The following is a 17921-nucleotide window of genomic DNA, read 5'->3' on the forward strand; positions in this document are numbered from 1 at the left end:
ATGATTGGTGCGGTTTTTTTCAACTATCGCTTTTATTCAGCGTGTCCCTAATTCTTGTCACAGCTTTCCCATCAATTTCAGAAGGAATTTCTATAGATGTAACTTTTTCCCATTCTGACCACTCTCCTGCCAATCCAGTGATCTGAATCGTACCGTTATTCAGCACCTTATACGCCAGGTCTCCATATGTTCCCGTCTCTGCCGCCGTCTCCTCTGCACGAACGACAAACGGTGCACTCACCGCAAAAATCACGCCGGCGGATAACACCGCAAGCATCCTCTTCCAAATCCTCATACCCAAATACTCCTTTTTCACTTTGTTTCATTCCACGAACTGGAATATACAAGAACATTATACCATGAAAAAAGGGAAATTTAATGTATATTTTGTAAAATGTAAACACCGATCTTCTCTGCCATTGTGTTGCCTCCTCAATCTGTTTTTCCAAAGGCCGCAAAATCCTCCTCCGACCCCACAAACACATTTCCATCAATATACCGTTCTTCACCGTCATACCCTTCCAACCGAAGCCGATTGGAATACTGCCAGAATGTCCATGTCCAGCCCTTATCACCGCCTGACGGTTCGCTGTAAACACTGCGTTCCCAATAGGCATACTCCGGAAATGCCGTTATCACCCAGAAGGTATCTTTTGTCACATAGAGGATAGGCTTCACGCCATACGTCTCTTCCAGCACTTTCAACATTGTGGAAAGTTCCTGCTTCACAGTATCCCTGTCCGGAGGCGTTTCCTTGTAATCGCTGTAATATTCCACATCCACCACCGGCGGCAGCATATTTTCCACAGGTTCTACTGTCTGGGTAAATAGTGCCGCCTGAGTCTCGCCGCTGCTGTCAAAACTGAAAAAGTGATATGCCCCGATGCGCAAATCCGTTTTTGCAGCATTCTCCCAGTTATACGAAAACTGCGAATCCACATAGCCGCTGCCCTCTGTGGCTTTGATAAAAGCAAAAGAAATATCCTGTGCTGCCAGCACTTCCCAATCGATCTCGCCCTGATACTCGGACACATCCACGCCGTGCACCGGAAACTGCTTTGCAGCATGACCGTTCAGTTGGATCACACCGAACCAGATCATCACTGCACAGACGACAACGATCAAAAAAAGTACACCGCCCGTGAGGGCAATGCACTTTCTGAAACGCTTCACTGATTCTGCTCCTGCTTTGCAGCATCCCGATCCATGCGGATTGCCTTGAGGACAATGGCGCATTCCAGACGCTTTTTCTCGATCTCACAGGAGAGCTTGTGCGCCTTGTGCACATCACCGGCATACTGATAGTTATTGGCATTACATCCACCGCTGCAATAGAACCGTGCCCAGCATGTCCGGCAGTCTGGCTTGCTGTAAATATGGGTTTTTGCGAAATCCGACTTCATTTCCTGATTGAATGTACCGTCTGCCAGATTGCCCATTTTATAGTCCGGATCGCCCACAAACTGATGGCAGGGATAGATATCTCCATCCGGTGTGATCGCCACATACTCATTACCGCAGCCGCAGCCCCGGAGACGTTTAATTGCGCAAGGTCCCTGATCCAGATCCAACATAAAGTGGAAGAAGTTAAACTTCTTTCCCGTTGCCTCATAGTCCAGAATCCGCTGCATGAGCCGTTCGTATTCCTCAAAAATACGAGGCAGATCTGCCTCTGTAATGGCATAGGGTTCAGACGGGTCAGCCATTACCGGCTCCACGGAGATCTGGTCGAATCCGGCATCCAGCAGTGCGAATACATCATCGGAGAAATCCAGGTTATACTTGGTATATGTACCCCGAACGTAGTATTCCTTATCCCCACGCTGCTGTACCAGCTTCTGGTACAAGGGCACAATGCGGTCAAAAGAACCTTTTCCGTCTGCACGGGGGCGCATATTGTCATTGACTTCCTTTCTGCCGTCAATGGAGAGAACCACGTTGGACATTTCCTTGTTGATGAAATCGATCTTGTCATCTGTCAGGAGCATCCCGTTTGTGGTAATCGTGAAACGGAACTTTTTCTTGTAAATTGGCTCTTGACTCCGGGCATATTCCACGACCTGCTTTACCACATCGAAATTCATCAGCGGTTCGCCGCCGAAGAAATCCAGTTCCAGGTTTACACGATCGCCGGAATTTTTCAGCAAAAAGTCAATTGCCTGCTTTCCAGTCTCATAGGTCATGAGTTTTCTGCCTTCACCAAAGTCGCCGGTAGAAGCAAAGCAATACTTACAGCGCAGATTGCAGTCATGAGAAATATGCAGGCACATTGCCTTGATGGGAGATGCCACAGCAAAGTTGGCATACTTTTCATAGTCATCCGGCGAGAAAAGAATTCCCTCCTCATATGACTCCAACACTTCTGCATAGCAGGAGCGAATCTCCTCAAGGTCATAAAAGCGAGACAGCTTTTCCACCACATTCTCTGGACATTCCGGTGCAAAGGGCGGTGCCACATTGTCCAACATATCATATGTCAGCTCGTCCACCACATGAACACCACCGCTGTTGACATCCAGAACAACATTATAATCGCCCAGTTTATATTTATGAATCATATACAATTTCCTCTTTCCACGCCGTCTGTTTTTCGGACAGCAAAATATTCTCAGGATGCGAAAAAAGGGACAAAAGCTGTCCCTTTTCCGTATTTGTTTGCAAGCGTACAATGAAAAACTGCCGTAGAGCAGATCGCACTTAGTGCTCGCACTTCTGATTAGCTACTGTGCAGGAAGTCTTGCAAGCAGACTGACAAGAAGCCTGACACTTACCACAGCCGCCCTTTGCAGCAGAAGCCTTCAGGTTAGCCGCATTGATGGTCTTGATATGCTTCATTCAGAACCCTCCCCAAAAAAAGTTTACTTTCATTATAGCACAAATTTGTCCGATTTTCAAGCTTTCTATGCAAAAACGGAAAAAAGTTTACATATATCGTTTCACAGCTGAATGATTCACCTTGGCGGTTTTTTATGCTGTGCATTCACACCAGAAATACCGCCCCAGCAGCCGCCTGCCAGCAAACAAACTGGGCGCAGGAATCCTCCGCCTATGCCCTGCCACACCAATCCCAGCAAGAGCAATACCAAATACAGCATCAAACCACACACCAATCCGGTTTTCAGTCCATGATGCCGCCGGTGAAACCCGGCGAAACGCCCCATTCCATATCCTGACAGCAACAGCGAAACTGCCGCCATAAGAGAGAGCATCCACTCTGCCGCATCTGCCAGCATCATCATTCCCGCAAGCACAAGCAGACACCCCAGCAGTATCCCTGCACCTACCGGCAGCGAAAACAGCAGATACCACACTCCGGATTCCCACAAACTGCGCCTTGCCGGCGGCCGTTTTGTCTGCATGGCGCATTCCTCCCGTCCATTCTCTTATGTTGGATTCATATGCGAACACACAGACAATTAGAACAAAAACAAAAACGAGCTGTATTTCTACAACCCGCTTTATGAAATGTTATTTTTACAAACTTAGTCTTTCAGCATGCCCTGATCTCCGTCAGAGTCATCCTTTTTCTTCTTGTTTGCTTTTTCCTCTTTCTTTGCCTTTGCAGCAGCAAGCTTTGCTTCCTGTTCCCGCTTGGTGTTTTCGGTCATGGTCAAATTCTCCTGGATCGCCCAGTTTTTCAGGCGGATCTTATTCCGGTTGCCGGTCGTTTCAACCACAATCGTATCTTCGCCAACCTGTACAACCAGACCAACAATGCCGCCGATGGTGACGATCTCATCCCCCACCTGAAGACTGCTCTGCATTGCCTTTGCTTCCTTGTCCTTTTTCTTCTGGGGACGAATCAGAATAAAATACATGACAGCAAACAACAATATCATAAAAATCAGATAGCCCACTGTGCCAAAGCCACTTCCGCCAGCACCATTAGCCGATGCTGAACCACCCTCCGCAAATGCTGTTACGGCGCAGAGCGAACCTGTCAGTGCTGCTGTACTTGCAGCGAGTCCCAGTTTTGCAAATTTCTTCATCATGATCAAAAACCCTTTCCTCACGTTTTACCGAGCGTTGTTATGCCTTTGCAGCGTTTCCGCCTCTCAGCACTTCATCAATGGATGCAGCAGCTGTTTTTCCGGCACCCATGGCAAGAATCACCGTAGCTGCGCCAGTGACTGCATCGCCGCCGGCATAGACTTTTTCCTTTGTCGTTGCCATCTCTTCATTGACCACGAGACAACCCCAACGATTTGTGTCAAGTCCTTCTGTTGTCGCAGAAATCAGCGGATTCGGTGAAGTGCCGATCGCCATAATGACTGTATCCACATCCAAGACAAACTCGCTGTCGGGAACGGCAACCGGACGGCGTCTGCCGCTTTCATCCGGCTCGCCCAATTCCATCCGGATGCACTTCAAGCCGTTGACACGACCAGTTTCATCACCCAGGATCTCCACCGGATTGCACAGATTCTTGAATTCCACGCCTTCTTCCTTGGCATGATGTACTTCTTCCAAACGTGCCGGCATTTCTGCCTCTGAACGGCGATAGACAATATAGACATGCTCCGCACCCATACGCAGTGCACTTCTCGCAGCGTCCATTGCCACATTGCCGCCGCCCACAACAGCAACCGCCTTAGATTTGATGACCGGCGTTGCATATTTCGGGTCATATCCGTGCATGAGATTAATACGGGTCAGATACTCATTCGCAGAGCAAACGCCCACCAATGCTTCACCCGGGATATTCATGAACCGGGGCAGACCAGCCCCAGAACCAATAAATACCGCATCATAGCCAGATTCCATCAGTTCATCCACAGAGAGGATCTTGCCGATAACCATATCGGGTTGGATTTCCACACCCATTTCTTCCAGTGCATGGATCTCTTTCTGGACGATTTCTTTCGGCAGACGGAATTCCGGAATTCCATACATAAGCACGCCGCCGGCAACCTGAAATGCCTCGAAGATCGTTACCTGATAGCCCAACCGTGCCAGATCACCGGCACAGGTCAGACCTGCCGGCCCGCCTCCTACAATGGCAACACGCATACCATTGGGCTTTACCGCTTCGCTCTTTCCGGTATAACCATGTTCTCTTGCATAGTCTGCCACAAAGCGTTCCAGACGACCGATCGCAACCGGCTCGCCTTTCTTGCCGCGAACACACTTTCCCTCGCACTGATTTTCCTGAGGACAAACACGGCCGCAGATCGCTGGCAGACTGTTTGTTGTACGAATAATATCATACGCCTGCAAGAAATCGCCGGCAGCCACTGCTGCAATGAAATCCGGGATAGGAACGCCTACCGGACATCCGCTGACGCAAGGTTTTGCCTTGCAATGCAGACAGCGTGTTGCTTCTTCCTGTGCCTGTTCCGGCGTATAGCCCATGGCAACTTCCTGGAAACAGCGTGCACGCTCCTTGGGATCACGTTCCGGCATGGGCACTTTCTGCGGTGCCATATTGAAATTTCCTGCCATGATCACTGATCCCCCTTTCCATAGAGTCTGCACTCATGCTCTTCTTGTTCCCGATAAGTGCCGTTCCGGCGCATCAATTCGTCAAAATCCACCTGATGTCCGTCAAAATCAGGGCCGTCCACGCAGGCATAGCGGATCTTTCCGCCGACAGTGACACGGCATCCGCCGCACATGCCCGTACCATCCACCATAATCGGATTGAGAGAAACAATGGTCTTAATGTGATACGGCTCTGTGGTTTTGCAGACAAATTTCATCATAGGAACTGGTCCGATGGCAATGACTACATCATACTTCTTGCCCTTGTCCAGCTGTTCCTGAAGCACATTGGTCACAAAGCCCTTTGTGCCGTAGGATCCGTCATCTGTACATAAATACAGATGATCGCTGCATGCCCGGAATTCATCCTCCAGAATCACGATATCCTTATTCCGGAAGCCTACAATGGTATCTACTTCCAAGCCCATTGCATGGAGATGCTTTGCCTGGGGATATGCGATAGCGCAACCCACGCCGCCGCCGATCACACACACAGACTTCGCACCCTCCGGCAATTCCGTAGGAACACCCAGAGGTCCCACAAGATTCAGTATGGAATCTCCCGCCTCCAGTTCTGCAAACCGGCGTGTGCTCTCACCAGCTGCCTGGAAGATCAGGGTAATGGTACCTTCTGTGCGGTCATAGTCCGCAACCGTCAGCGGCACACGCTCACCGAATTCATCCAGCCGGAAGATAATAAACTGACCCGGCAGAACTTTTTTTGCAATGAGCGGTGCAGCAATACGCACCATGGTCACTGCATCGTTCAGTTTTTTCTTTTCTACAATTTGAAACAATTCTGTCACCTCATAAATTGAGTGTTTAACGAAACAAGCCGACGAACCCGCCGGCTTGTTTTCCCTCAGAATCTGCACCAAAATACCCCTGATACAAATTCTGTTTCATGCAAAATCATGCCCGATTATTCATCTGCGTCCGGCGTCTCAATGGGCACTTCAAATGCGTCCATAGTCAGATCGCTATAGTCAAATTCCAATATTTCGCCGCAGCACGGACACGGCATTTCGCCTTCTTCCAGAACAGATTCATCCAAGACAATAACATTGTTGCAAGAAGGACAAACTGTTTCATACAGTTCCTCCTCGTCATCGTCATCATCCTCATAATCGTCCTCATCGCAGCAGAAATCATAGACATCTTCGTCGTCGTCATCGTCCTCCTCATAGACGATATCCTCCAGATCGCCCAGATCCTGATCCAGCAGATCACAGACCTCTGTCAGCTCGTCCACCTGAGTTTGCAAATCTACGACATAGGCGGTCATTTCCTGCATGACATCCAAAAGCTTTCCCAGTACCTTGCCTTCTTTTGAACCGGTCAGATCAAGCTCCATGCCGTCGACCATACCGCGCAAATACGCCATCTTATCTGTCAGATTCATACAGTATACCTCCTGTTCTGTGCAACAGCCTGCCACTTTTGTGAACAGTGCTACTCTATGCAAAAAGTCCCTTTGACTTATGCACGCTCCATATACTCACCAGTTCTGGTATCGATGCGGATCATATCACCCTGGTTAATGAACAGCGGCACTTTGATCTCTGCACCAGTCTCCAGCGTTGCCGGCTTTGTTGCATTAGTAGCAGTATCGCCCTTGAAGCCCGGATCTGTCTCAGTCACTTCCAGTTCTACGAAGTTGGGCGGCTCTACGCCGAAAACATTACCCTTATAGGACAGGACCTTCACCTCCATGTTTTCCTTGACGAACTGGAATGCAGAACCCAGCTTCGACTTGTCAATGGGCTGCTGCTCATATGTTTCCATATCCATAAAGTAATACAGATCGCCGTCGCTGTACAGATACTGCATGTCCTTGCGCTCAATATAAGCAGTCGGATACTTATCTGTCGGGTTAAACGAACGTTCAACCACGGCACCGGTGATCACGTTCTTATACTTGGTACGCACAAATGCAGCGCCCTTACCCGGCTTTACGTGCTGGAATTCGATTACCTGTACCACGTTGCCGTCCAATTCAAATGTGATACCGTTTCTGAAATCGCCTGCTGAAATCATAAATTGAAACCTCCGTTTTTTATCCTTTGTTGCAACGATGTGGGGCAGCTCGTTTTGTCAGTCCAATATGTTACAGTCTTTTCCCCACCCAAAAGCATTGCTTACTACTATTATACAACATTATTGTAAACTTTGCAAGCCTTTCCTGAAAAAAAATCAGGGCTTCCGCATGAAAAAATCAGGAAAATTTGTGCAAAGTGACATAAATAAACGCTTATAATTGTTACCTTTGAGGAGTAAAATCATTTTGTTAATAGTAAACACCTCATGGAATAGTGAAGATACGCTGTTAAGTTTTGATTAAGCCAAAGAAAAATATACAATATCATCTATTTCAATCGTCAATTCCTCTAATATAAGCATCTTTTCTTGTGCATATTCAACAAACTTTAGAGAAATTTTCATGCGGAAGCCCTGGAAAAAAATTGCTTTAGAGTTCCTCTAGAAGAATTTATCGGATTTGAGGTGAAAAATCACAGCACAGTGCCATTCCTCAATCCAACACCATCAAATGCTTCGGCGCCTTTGTCAGATTTTCGCAGCCATCCTCCCGGATCACCACAAAATCCTCGATCCGCACGCCAAATTCACCCGGCAAATAAATACCCGGTTCTACAGTCACCACATTGCCCGGCTCCAATACTCTCTGAGAGCCTGGCGAAGCATTGGGATACTCATGGATCTCCAGACCTACGCCGTGTCCCAGGGAATGCCCGAAATTCACACCATAGCCTGCCTCTTCTATCACATCCCGTGCGCATTTATCCAGTTCCCTGCCGGTCATACCTGCCTTTGCTGCACGCAGCGCCGCCGCCTGTGCCAGATAAACCGTTTCATACACCATCTGCATTTTTTCGCTGGGCTGTCCCACACAGACAGTCCGTGTCATATCACTGTGATAACCGTCCACAGTTGCGCCATAATCCATGAGTACAAAGTCGCCCTCCTGCACCAGCCGGTCGGCCGATGGTACTCCATGAGGCATAGAAGTTGCTGTACCTGTCAGGGCAATGGTAGGGAAAGACTCCCCGTCTGAACCGTGCTCCATCATAGTCTGGTTCAGCCGCAGCATCACATCCCGCTCCGACACGCCCGGACGCAAAAATGTCAGGATATCCTCAAAAGCAATTTCCGCAATACGTTGTGCTGACCGGATCTTCTCTATTTCTTCATCGGATTTCACTGTGCGGCAATCGTAAATGACACGGCTCAATGTGTCACTGCAATCCAGCTGTACCTGACTTCCCAGATCCTTTTTCAGCTTGGAAAACTGGCTGAGCGTCATGGTCATGGATTCCATAGAAAGGGTATGTGCATGGTGCTTCTGGAGCAGTTCCCGGATCTGTTCCTGCAAATCATGCTGTTCGATTACAGTACAGTCCTTCACACACTGCTTCGCCTTTTCAATATACCGAAAATCAATGAGCAAATATGCTGCATCCCGGAAACAGAGCACTGTTCCCGCAGAGGACTGCATTCCCGTAAAATACCGCCGGTTCACATCCGACTGGATCAGCGCAGCGTCTGTTTCCGGGGGAAGTTTTTGCATCAACACTGCAATTCGACTCATCATGTCCGTTCACCTCACATTTCAGAAAGTGCCTGAAGCGCCAGAAAATAGCCGTTGATGCCGAACCCGGCAATAGTTCCGGCGCAGACCGGACTGAGCACCGAATGGGAACGGAACTCGTCTCTGGCATAGATGTTGCTGATATGTACCTCTACGCAGGGAATGCGGATATCATGAATGGCATCGTGAATGGCATAGCTATAATGCGTATATGCACCAGCATTGATCACAACACCGTCAAAAGTATGCCGTGCCGCATGGAGCTTGTCAATAATCGCACCCTCGTGGTTGGACTGGAAGATCTCACACTCCAGTCCCAACCCCTCTGCACGATCCAGGATCTGACGGTTCAGATCGGCAAAAGTGGTGTTGCCGTATACGCCCGGTTCCCGTTCGCCCAGCAGATTCAGATTCGGTCCGTGGATCACCAATACTTTTTTGATCATATCAATCGACTCCTTCTTCTTTTTCTTCATAAATTTTCCGTGGCAAAAACGGCATTTCCAGCTTCCGCTTCACCTTGAAAAACGTTGTCTTTTCCATCTCCATGGGGAATACAAAAATGCACGGGATCCGGAACAGATTTGCCCCCAGCACGTCCGTGAAGATCTGATCTCCCACTGCGGCAACTTCCTTCCGGGACAGTCCCATTTTCCGCACTGCCTCCCGGTATCCCTTGGACAAAGGCTTTTTTCCCTCACACACAAAATCCAGCCCCAGCCGCTTAGCAAAAGGTTCCACCCGTGGGGGATGATTATTGGACACCAGACACAAAGAAATCCCTGCAGCCTGCATTCCTGTCACCCACGCCTCCACACCAGGGGCAGGTGTGGGATTATCGTGAGTGGTAAGGGTGTTGTCAATATCTAGTAAAAGTCCTTTTACGCCCAGGGTATCCAGCAGTTGGGGCGTAATATCGCATACGCTGCGCAGTGCGATCTTTGTCCGAAACAGCATGGCTGTCCCTCCTTATATCCGAATAGAGGGACAGCAAGTCCCCTAATAGTATCATTATACTCTCATTTCCCTGCCGGAAATGTCGAAAATGCGCATACTGCAAAAAACGGGCGCACTCTTCTCAAGTGCGCCCGCATGCTGTGTATCGCAATGATTTTATTAATACTTGCGCTTACGAGCAGCTTCAGACTTCTTCTTACGCTTTACCGAAGGCTTTTCGTAATGCTCTCTCTTACGAACTTCAGCGATAACGCCGTCCTTCGCACAAGATCTCTTAAAGCGCTTCAGAGCGGTGTCCAAAGACTCGTTCTTACCAACGCGAACTTCTGCCACTTACATTTCCCTCCCTTTGCCACTACGGCAGAGGCTAATTTTCCATCTGACCCAAGGTCAGACTTCCAATCTATATCACCAGAATCCTGCATAAAACAGGATATCGGGGACTAGCTCCATCTGTCACCAGCAAACATTTTTTGCAATGTAATCTATTATAGCATGTCTCACAGAATTTGTCAAGCAGTTTTTTCGAAAAACTTATCTTTTTGTTATTTTACCACAAAATTGACCAGTTTCTTTGGTACATAAATTTGTTTCATGATCGTTTTGCCCTCGACAGCTTCTGCAATCTTCGGTTCTGCGGCTGCCTGTGCCAGAACGACATCCTTCTCTGCATCAGCAGCAATTTCCAGCTTTGCACGAACTTTGCCGTTGATCTGTACCACGATCTCAATGGTATCATCCACGCACAGCGCCTCATCATAGGTCACCCATTCCTGTTCGCTGAGTACGCCCTCACAGCCGATGACCTGATACAGTTCCTCCGAAATATGAGGTGCAAAGGGATACAGCAGCACCAGGAAGTCACGGAATTCCTTCTTTGTGATAGAACCAACTGTGTAGATATCATTGAGCAATGTCATCATTGCCGCAATGGCAGTGTTGAACTTCATGGCTTCGATATCCTCAGAGACTTTCTTAATGGTCTTGTGCATATTGGATCTCAGCCCATCGCTGTAGCTGTCACTATCCACCAGCTTGTCCTGCAATGCCCAGATACGGTCAATGAAACGCTTGCAGCCCTTCACGCTGTTGTCACTCCAGGGTGCAGCCTTTTCATAGTCACCCATGAAGAGGACATACAGCCGAAGCACATCTGCGCCGTAGACATCCACCACATCGTTAGGGTCAACGACATTGCCTCTGGACTTGGACATCTTTTCTCCATCCGGTCCCAGGATCAGACCCTGTGCCGTTCTCTTGGCATAAGGCTCAGATGTGGGAACCAATCCCAGATCATATAGGAACTTGTGCCAGAAACGAGAATAGATCATGTGTCGTGTCACATGTTCCATGCCGCCGTTGTACCAATCGACAGGCATCCAGTATTTCAAAGCTTCCTGGCTGGCGAATTCCTTGTCGTTGTTGGGGTCACAATAGCGCAGGAAGTACCAGGACGAACCTGCCCACTGGGGCATCGTGTCAGTCTCACGCTTTGCAGCACCACCGCACTTCGGGCACTTGCAGTTCACAAAGGAATCGATCTTTGCCAGTGGACTTTCACCATCTGTACCCGGCTCAAAATTCTCCACCGGCGGCAAACGCAGGGGCAATTCCTCATAGGGCACAGCCACCATGCCGCATGTCGGACAGTGTACAATGGGAATCGGCTCGCCCCAATATCTCTGACGGTTAAATGCCCAGTCTTTCATCTTGTACTGAACGCCCTTTTCACCGCAGCCCTTTTCCTCCAGGATCTCCAGCATTTTGGCTATGGCATCCTTCTTGTTGGTGATACCATTGAGCACACCGGAGTTGACCATTTCGCCGTCGCCGGTATATGCTTCCTTAGAGATATCGCCGCCCTTGATAACCTCGATAATATCAATGCCAAACTTCTTGGCAAACTCATAGTCACGGGTATCATGTGCCGGTACTGCCATAATGGCGCCGGTGCCATAACCCATCATAACATAGTCCGAAATGTAAATGGGAATTTCCTTGCCGGTAATGGGGTTGATACCGGTCAGTCCCTGGATTTTCACACCAGTTTTGTCCTTGACCAGCTGCGTCCGCTCGAATTCACTCTTCTTAGCACACTCCGCCTTATAGGCGTCCAGTGCGTCGATATTGGCAATACTGTCCCGGTATTTCTGGATCATGGGATGCTCCGGTGCAATGACCATGAATGTCACGCCATAGAGGGTATCCGGACGAGTGGTGTAAATACGCAGTGTCTCATCATGCTCCTTGATAGAAAAGTTCACGAATGCACCAGTGGATTTGCCGATCCAGTTTTCCTGCTGGAGCTTTACATTGGGCAGATAATCTACCTCTTTCAGTCCCTCCAGGAGTTTATCCGCATATTCGGTAATGCGCAGATACCAGACTTCCTTTGTCTTCTGAACAATGTCGCTGTGGCAGATATCGCACTTGCCGCCCTGGGAGTCCTCGTTAGAGAGAACAACCTTACAGCTAGGGCAGTAATTTACCATGGTCTTATCCCGGAACACCAGCCCGTTTTCAAACATTTTCAAGAAAATCCACTGGGTCCACTTGTAATAATCCTCATCTGTGGTATCGATCACACGTGACCAGTCGAAAGAGAAGCCCACATGCTTCAGCTGACCAGTAAATTTCTCGATGTTATTATCTGTTACGATTCTCGGATGCACACCGGTTTTGATGGCGGTATTTTCTGTAGGCAGACCGTAGGCATCGAAGCCGATGGGAAACAGGACATTATAGCCCTGCATCCGGCGTTTCCGGCTGACAACCTCCAGACCGGAATATGCCTTAATGTGTCCCACGTGCATACCGTGTCCCGACGGATAGGGAAACTCTACCAGCGCATAAAATTTTGGCTTGGTATGATCCTCGTTGGCACGGAATGTACCGTGTTCCTCCCAGTATTTCTGCCACTTAGGTTCCACAGCGGCAAAATCGTATTTGTTGCTCATGTATATCATTCCTTTTATTATATTTACTCGTCTTTATATTCCCATTTGTCTTCCGATGCGAGTTCCACCAGCTGCTGGTAGATCTCATCCCGTGTAAATGGGTAATTTATCAGAAAGCCATAATGATAGCGTTCTCTTGTTATTGTATTGTAAATCTCCCTATTGTCGTTGGAAAATACAACATATACTGCAAAAGCAACACCATTCCAGTAATCATTCTTCTCTTCCGCAGAAAAATTACAAAAGGGGCGAAGCGCACCAATACCACTGTAAAGCGCATAGATTTCATCCGCCTTTTCCGATAGATTATCCTTTGAAAAATCCACCGTAATATTTCCATTTTCGCCAAAGCTGTCATAAATATTATCAGAATGCCAAGGTTGGTCATTTATGGTATTTTCAAAATAGCGGAAATCTGTACTTACTACTCTTGTAGGAATTTTATGTTCTATGCAGTAGTCCAGCCATACTGTGGCTTCATAATTATCACCCATGAAATACTCCGGAAACTCGTAAATAAACGGTATGAGGTCATTCCATCCAGCTTTTGACCAACCAACATTTACCTCAAACTCCAGATCTGGATTTTCTTTCGGTGAAACAGTATATGTTTTCTCACGGATGCTTTCCGCACTGCTGTCACAAATTACAAATTTCTCCTGATATTTTTGTTCCAGCTGATAACAGACACGCCATCCGCTTTTCAGCGAAGAAAGCCGGAACGCCTCCATTAACGCAATCCCCAGTATGCATCCAAATATAATACAGGCGTTTCTTTTGAAATTTCTATTTTTTCTGTTACTTTCCAAAGTAAGCCTTCACATTCTTCTCAAACACCAGTACAGCCGCAGCGCCTACATCCAGCAGACCTTCCAGCAGATACAGCCACTGGCTGCCGAAATTGCTGATATTGTTTCCCACATGCATCAAAAACATGATCGTCAGGAACACCGCCACAATATAGTTGATATACGGCACACGGCTCAGCATCAGCACCAATGCCACAACAGACACGATCAGCATGATCAGGTTTGACGCACTGAATCCCAGAAGCAGGTTCAGTACCGATTTCACGATCAGATACAAACCGATCCCAAAGACCCATTTCTTCCCGGTTTCTGCCATAGTTCTCATCCTTTCTCAAAAAAGAGACAGAGCTGCGCTCAGCAGCCCTCCTGCTTTGTCCACGCCGAAATATCCACCGGCTCGCCGTCTGCCCAGAGACGCTCCAACTGGTAGAAATTGCGGGTCTCTTTATAAAAAATATGCACGATGATATCAGAATAATCCAACACCACCCAGTTAGAGCCGTTTCCACGTCCCTCCCGGTGTGTCGGTTCCTTTCCCTTTTGAGAAAGCTGATATTCCACTTCGTCCGCCAGCGTCCGGGTATGGGTCGTGCTGGTACCATTGGCAATGATAAAATAATCGCCAAGAATGGTCAGATCATTGACACGGAGCACCTTGATATCCTCTGCACGCTTACTGTCCAATGCTTTGACAATGGTTTCTAACATTTCCTGCTGCGTCATAATAACTTCCTTTCTATATTGAAGATCACCTTAAAATGAAATCAATTGATTTACTGCGCGCCATCCTCTGTATCACCCTCATGGATCTTTGACAAATTCTCCTGCGTGTCATCATAGGTAGTCGCCAGATACTCCCCTTCGGGAACAAGCTCCACAATGGTGCTCTCCTCCGGGTAGATCTCATTCTGATACGGTCGAAAATAGCCGTTCAGAAGATCAATGGTAGCAGACTTGTGGATGGAATAAACTGACTGGCTGCTCCCATCTCCCGGATAATAGGTAGAGCCCTCACCAGGTACCATAAAGACATTGACAGAATCCATGGTCAGCCGTGTGGAAGCAAAATCCGCCACCATACTGATCTGCTCCAGAGACAGATCCGTTGCGATCCACTGATTTTTATAGATCTTCTGCATAGCACTCATCAGTTCTGTCTGGCTCATATTCAGCATCTTCTCCATAGCTGCCGCCAAGAAGATGCGCTGTGCTTTCACACGACCGATATCCCCTTCGGTATATCCATGACGGAACCGAACAAACCACTCAGACTGCTGACCATCCAACACCTGTTCTCCTGCCGGAAGCACTTTATCTGCTTCATAGATGATCTCCTCCGGCAATGTAATGGGAATCCCGCCGATGGAATCTACAATATTGGCAATATCATTGCAGTTTAGCTTGACATAACAATCTACGTAGATACAGAAATTCTCTTCAATGGCATTGACCACACGCTGAATCGGCGTTACACCTGTCTCCTGACCGCTATGATAAATGCTGTTAAATTTTCCAGTAGAGTAGGACGCATAATCCGGCATATAAGAATCCCGGGGCACCTGTAGGATATTCATCGTCCCAGCGATCAAATCGAACTGGAAGATCCAGTTGACATCAGAAAGCTCGCCGCTTTCATCCATTCCCAGGAAAAGAATGGTATACTGACCCTCGATCGTCTGCTCCAGATCCAGTCCATCATTCATATCCGAATCCAGATCACTTTTGAGATTCAGTGCAGATGCATCTGCTGAATCCACCTTGGAAAGCGTACCCTCACGTTCCACCAGGGGCTGCCATAGTTTCCAGTATTTCACAATAGAAACCTGCTGGGTCGTAACGGTATTACCCTCAACTTTTTCGTAGTTGATGATAGGCACATTGCATACCATCAACAGAATCAGTACAATACTGACCGCAATACTGGCAACAATGACCACAATATCCCGCACACTGTTTTTCTTCTGTTTCGGTGTATAATATCCATATTCATTTTGGGATCGTTTCTGCTTTCTCATACTGGTAAATTCATCCTTCCTGCTGCTGGAGCTTTGTGACATATTCATTATACGCTTCCACAGTGTGATGGGGAATCAGCGCCTCTCGCCGGAGCAGCTTCTGCAAAGAGATCTCTAGCCCATAGCACATTCCCTTTGCAAGGCTTTCCCTGGTTTTCTGTCGCATCACATCCACGTCGGAATAATCCCGTTCCTCCGAGATCATATCCGCCAGATAGACGATTTGTTCCAGAACCGACATACCGGCTCTCCCAATGGTATGATACCGCACCGCATAGAGAATATCCGGATCTGTCACGCCGAAAGTATCCCGAAGCATTTCTGCCCCGGCGATGCCGTGCCACACCTTAAACGCCTTGCGTTCCTCTTCACACACATCCAACGACGAGCGCATCATCAGGGTATACTGTACATCCCGGGGTTCTTCCTTGCAGATATCGTGAATCAACCCTGCAAAGCGTGCCTTTTCAGGATCTACACCCCCAAAGCGTTCTGCCAGCGCTGCACTTGCCGCAGAGACATTGACCGAATGTGCAAAGCGTTTCGGTGAAAGATGCTGCTTCAGATACTGCCGATATTCCTCGATATTTTCCATGCGAACGCAGTCTCCCTTCTACTCCTGTTGATACAGCTCATGAGATATTATATATTGTACTACTTTTTCCGGCAAATAGCAAGAATAATCTGTTTGATTTTTGTAATTTTCCCGAATTTTTGTAGAAGATATGGTGTATACATCCGCACTGCACAAAAAAATTTTGCCATATTGCAATAAAAATTGCTGCTGCGCCTCCAGTGCGTCTCTGTCATCAGCCTCACGAGAGACCACCCCCAGCCCAGCATACTGTAAAATTTCCTGCCACCGATACCAACGGCAAAAAGACAGGAACATATCACTGCCCACCAGGAGTACCAGTTCCGCATCCGGATACTGCTGCCGGAAATACCGCACTGTATCCACAGTATAACTCACACCCTCCCGTTCCAGTTCGCAGCTGTCCACAGTACAGCCGGGCACAGTTTCTGCCGCCAGCCGGCACATGGCGAGACGGTCTGCCGCCGATGCCATTTCTGTATGATGCTGTTTAAAAGGCGACACCCGTGCCGGCACCAGAATCACCTGATCCAGCCCCAGACATTCCTTTGCCGTCCGGATCAAGTGCAGATGTCCATTGTGGATGGGATTGAAACTGCCGCCGAAGATCCCGATCCGGTGCATCAGAATTTCACGACCGGTTCTTTGGGATTGCGCTTGAACAGCACGAACCGATTTCCGATGACCTGTACCACATCAGATTCTGTTTTCTCCGCCAGTTCATCGGCCGCTTCCCGGGCATCCAGAGGACAATTGTCCAGCACGTGCAGCTTGATCAACTCACGCTTATGAAGTGCATCTTTTACCTGCTGTACCAGTGTATCGCTGATACCGCCTTTTCCCACCTGAAAAATCGTCTCATATGTGCTGGCAATACCACGCAGTGCCGCACGCTGTTTACTTGTTAGCATATCTACTCTCACTTTCAAAATATTGTTTCAGCTCTTTCAGCGCATTGCCCCGATGACTGATCTGATTCTTTTCTGCATCTGTCATCTGCGCCATAGTCTTTTCACCACAGCAGAATATCGGGTCATAGCCGAAACCGTTTTCCCCCAGAGGCTCCGTCCCGATATATCCCTCGCAGATACCTGTGAAGAACTGTTCCTTTCCATCCCCGTCCACATAGCACAGCACGCATACAAACCGTGCCGTCCGCTGTTCCAAGGGTTTATTTTCCAATAATTCCAGCAGCTTTTCATACCGCTGGACATCTGTAGCATTTTCCCCGGCAAAGCGATGGGAATACACACCCGGCGCACCGTCCAGCGCATCTACCATAAGACCGCTGTCATCGGCGATCACGGGGCAATGCAGAGCTTCATAAACAGCATGTGCCTTCAGTGCTGCATTTTCCTGAAATGTCGTACCTGTTTCCTCTACTTCGGCATGAAATCCGGCTTCTTTCTGAGAAATTACCTCCAACCCAAAGGGTGCCAGAATGGCACGGATCTCCCGAAGTTTTCCGGCATTGTTTGAAGCAATGACAATTTTCTGCAT

Annotated in this window: 23 protein-coding genes; all 23 read right to left on the minus strand. The window is 48.2% G+C overall.

From position 1 onward, the window contains the following. Positions 1 to 19 precede the first annotated feature (19 nt). Positions 20 to 295 carry a hypothetical protein gene (locus tag QZ375_RS01260; RefSeq protein WP_295214166.1) on the minus strand — a complete coding sequence of 92 codons (276 nt, stop codon included), beginning with the start codon at positions 293 to 295 and terminating at the stop codon, positions 20 to 22. A 137-nt stretch (positions 296 to 432) separates the two neighbouring features. Next, complete coding sequence (locus QZ375_RS01265; RefSeq protein WP_295214167.1) at positions 433 to 1173, minus strand: GH25 family lysozyme; 741 nt, start codon at positions 1171 to 1173, stop codon at positions 433 to 435. Further along, entirely contained in the window at positions 1170 to 2558 is a 1389-nt protein-coding gene (gene scfB / locus QZ375_RS01270) for a thioether cross-link-forming SCIFF peptide maturase (RefSeq protein ID WP_295214168.1), read from the minus strand. Before scfB ends, QZ375_RS01265 begins: the two co-directional genes overlap by 4 nt. 139 nt (positions 2559 to 2697) lie before the next feature. Further along, positions 2698 to 2835, minus strand: coding sequence for a six-cysteine ranthipeptide SCIFF (scfA, locus tag QZ375_RS01275; RefSeq protein WP_021680510.1), 138 nt, complete (start codon positions 2833 to 2835; stop codon positions 2698 to 2700). A 116-nt stretch (positions 2836 to 2951) separates the two neighbouring features. Further along, the gene (locus QZ375_RS01280; protein WP_295214169.1) at positions 2952 to 3359 is read right to left on the minus strand and encodes a TIGR04086 family membrane protein; all 408 of its coding nucleotides are present in this window, start codon (positions 3357 to 3359) and stop codon (positions 2952 to 2954) included. A 123-nt stretch (positions 3360 to 3482) separates the two neighbouring features. After that, on the minus strand, positions 3483 to 3992 hold the full coding sequence (gene yajC / locus QZ375_RS01285) for a preprotein translocase subunit YajC (protein WP_295214170.1): 510 nt from the start codon (positions 3990 to 3992) through the stop codon (positions 3483 to 3485). A gap of 37 nt (positions 3993 to 4029) precedes the next feature. After that, complete coding sequence (gene gltA / locus QZ375_RS01290; RefSeq protein ID WP_295214171.1) at positions 4030 to 5442, minus strand: NADPH-dependent glutamate synthase; 1413 nt, start codon at positions 5440 to 5442, stop codon at positions 4030 to 4032. Positions 5443 to 5444: 2 nt separating this feature from the next. Continuing rightward, positions 5445 to 6278, minus strand: coding sequence for a sulfide/dihydroorotate dehydrogenase-like FAD/NAD-binding protein (locus QZ375_RS01295; RefSeq protein WP_295214172.1), 834 nt, complete (start codon positions 6276 to 6278; stop codon positions 5445 to 5447). 125 nt (positions 6279 to 6403) lie between these two features. Further along, a complete protein-coding gene (locus QZ375_RS01300; RefSeq protein ID WP_295214173.1) occupies positions 6404 to 6883 on the minus strand; it encodes a CD1247 N-terminal domain-containing protein in 480 nt (159 codons plus the stop codon). A gap of 77 nt (positions 6884 to 6960) precedes the next feature. Continuing rightward, the gene (gene efp / locus QZ375_RS01305) at positions 6961 to 7518 is read right to left on the minus strand and encodes an elongation factor P (protein ID WP_177437100.1); all 558 of its coding nucleotides are present in this window, start codon (positions 7516 to 7518) and stop codon (positions 6961 to 6963) included. 493 nt (positions 7519 to 8011) lie between these two features. Continuing rightward, positions 8012 to 9091: an aminopeptidase P family protein gene (locus QZ375_RS01310; protein WP_295214174.1), complete on the minus strand. Its 1080-nt coding sequence runs from the start codon at positions 9089 to 9091 to the stop codon at positions 8012 to 8014. Positions 9092 to 9102: 11 nt separating this feature from the next. Beyond that, complete coding sequence (gene aroQ, locus QZ375_RS01315) at positions 9103 to 9534, minus strand: type II 3-dehydroquinate dehydratase (protein WP_022410796.1); 432 nt, start codon at positions 9532 to 9534, stop codon at positions 9103 to 9105. Position 9535: 1 nt separating this feature from the next. Continuing rightward, a complete protein-coding gene (locus QZ375_RS01320) occupies positions 9536 to 10045 on the minus strand; it encodes a YqeG family HAD IIIA-type phosphatase (RefSeq protein ID WP_295214175.1) in 510 nt (169 codons plus the stop codon). Between the two features lie 159 nt (positions 10046 to 10204). Next, positions 10205 to 10378 (minus strand): 30S ribosomal protein S21, encoded by a 174-nt coding sequence (rpsU, locus tag QZ375_RS01325; RefSeq protein WP_009984057.1) that lies wholly within the window; start codon positions 10376 to 10378, stop codon positions 10205 to 10207. A gap of 212 nt (positions 10379 to 10590) precedes the next feature. Next, positions 10591 to 13002 carry a leucine--tRNA ligase gene (leuS, locus tag QZ375_RS01330; RefSeq protein WP_295214176.1) on the minus strand — a complete coding sequence of 804 codons (2412 nt, stop codon included), beginning with the start codon at positions 13000 to 13002 and terminating at the stop codon, positions 10591 to 10593. A 23-nt stretch (positions 13003 to 13025) separates the two neighbouring features. After that, positions 13026 to 13733: a hypothetical protein gene (locus QZ375_RS01335; protein WP_295214177.1), complete on the minus strand. Its 708-nt coding sequence runs from the start codon at positions 13731 to 13733 to the stop codon at positions 13026 to 13028. 67 nt (positions 13734 to 13800) lie between these two features. After that, positions 13801 to 14127, minus strand: coding sequence for a hypothetical protein (locus QZ375_RS01340; RefSeq protein ID WP_295214178.1), 327 nt, complete (start codon positions 14125 to 14127; stop codon positions 13801 to 13803). 38 nt (positions 14128 to 14165) lie between these two features. Further along, entirely contained in the window at positions 14166 to 14534 is a 369-nt protein-coding gene (gene rsfS / locus QZ375_RS01345; protein ID WP_295214179.1) for a ribosome silencing factor, read from the minus strand. A gap of 50 nt (positions 14535 to 14584) precedes the next feature. Next, positions 14585 to 15826 (minus strand): LCP family protein, encoded by a 1242-nt coding sequence (locus QZ375_RS01350; protein WP_295214180.1) that lies wholly within the window; start codon positions 15824 to 15826, stop codon positions 14585 to 14587. Between the two features lie 10 nt (positions 15827 to 15836). Beyond that, entirely contained in the window at positions 15837 to 16421 is a 585-nt protein-coding gene (gene yqeK, locus QZ375_RS01355) for a bis(5'-nucleosyl)-tetraphosphatase (symmetrical) YqeK (protein ID WP_295214181.1), read from the minus strand. Between the two features lie 18 nt (positions 16422 to 16439). Continuing rightward, positions 16440 to 17045, minus strand: coding sequence for a nicotinate (nicotinamide) nucleotide adenylyltransferase (nadD, locus tag QZ375_RS01360; RefSeq protein WP_295214182.1), 606 nt, complete (start codon positions 17043 to 17045; stop codon positions 16440 to 16442). Beyond that, positions 17045 to 17332 (minus strand): YhbY family RNA-binding protein, encoded by a 288-nt coding sequence (locus tag QZ375_RS01365; RefSeq protein WP_295214183.1) that lies wholly within the window; start codon positions 17330 to 17332, stop codon positions 17045 to 17047. The genes nadD and QZ375_RS01365 overlap by 1 nt, the downstream gene beginning before the upstream one ends. Beyond that, positions 17319 to 17921: an XTP/dITP diphosphatase gene (locus QZ375_RS01370; protein ID WP_295214184.1), complete on the minus strand. Its 603-nt coding sequence runs from the start codon at positions 17919 to 17921 to the stop codon at positions 17319 to 17321. The genes QZ375_RS01365 and QZ375_RS01370 overlap by 14 nt, the downstream gene beginning before the upstream one ends.

The organism is Ruminococcus sp. (assembly GCF_019417665.1).
Lineage (GTDB): Bacteria > Bacillota > Clostridia > Oscillospirales > Ruminococcaceae > Ruminococcus_C.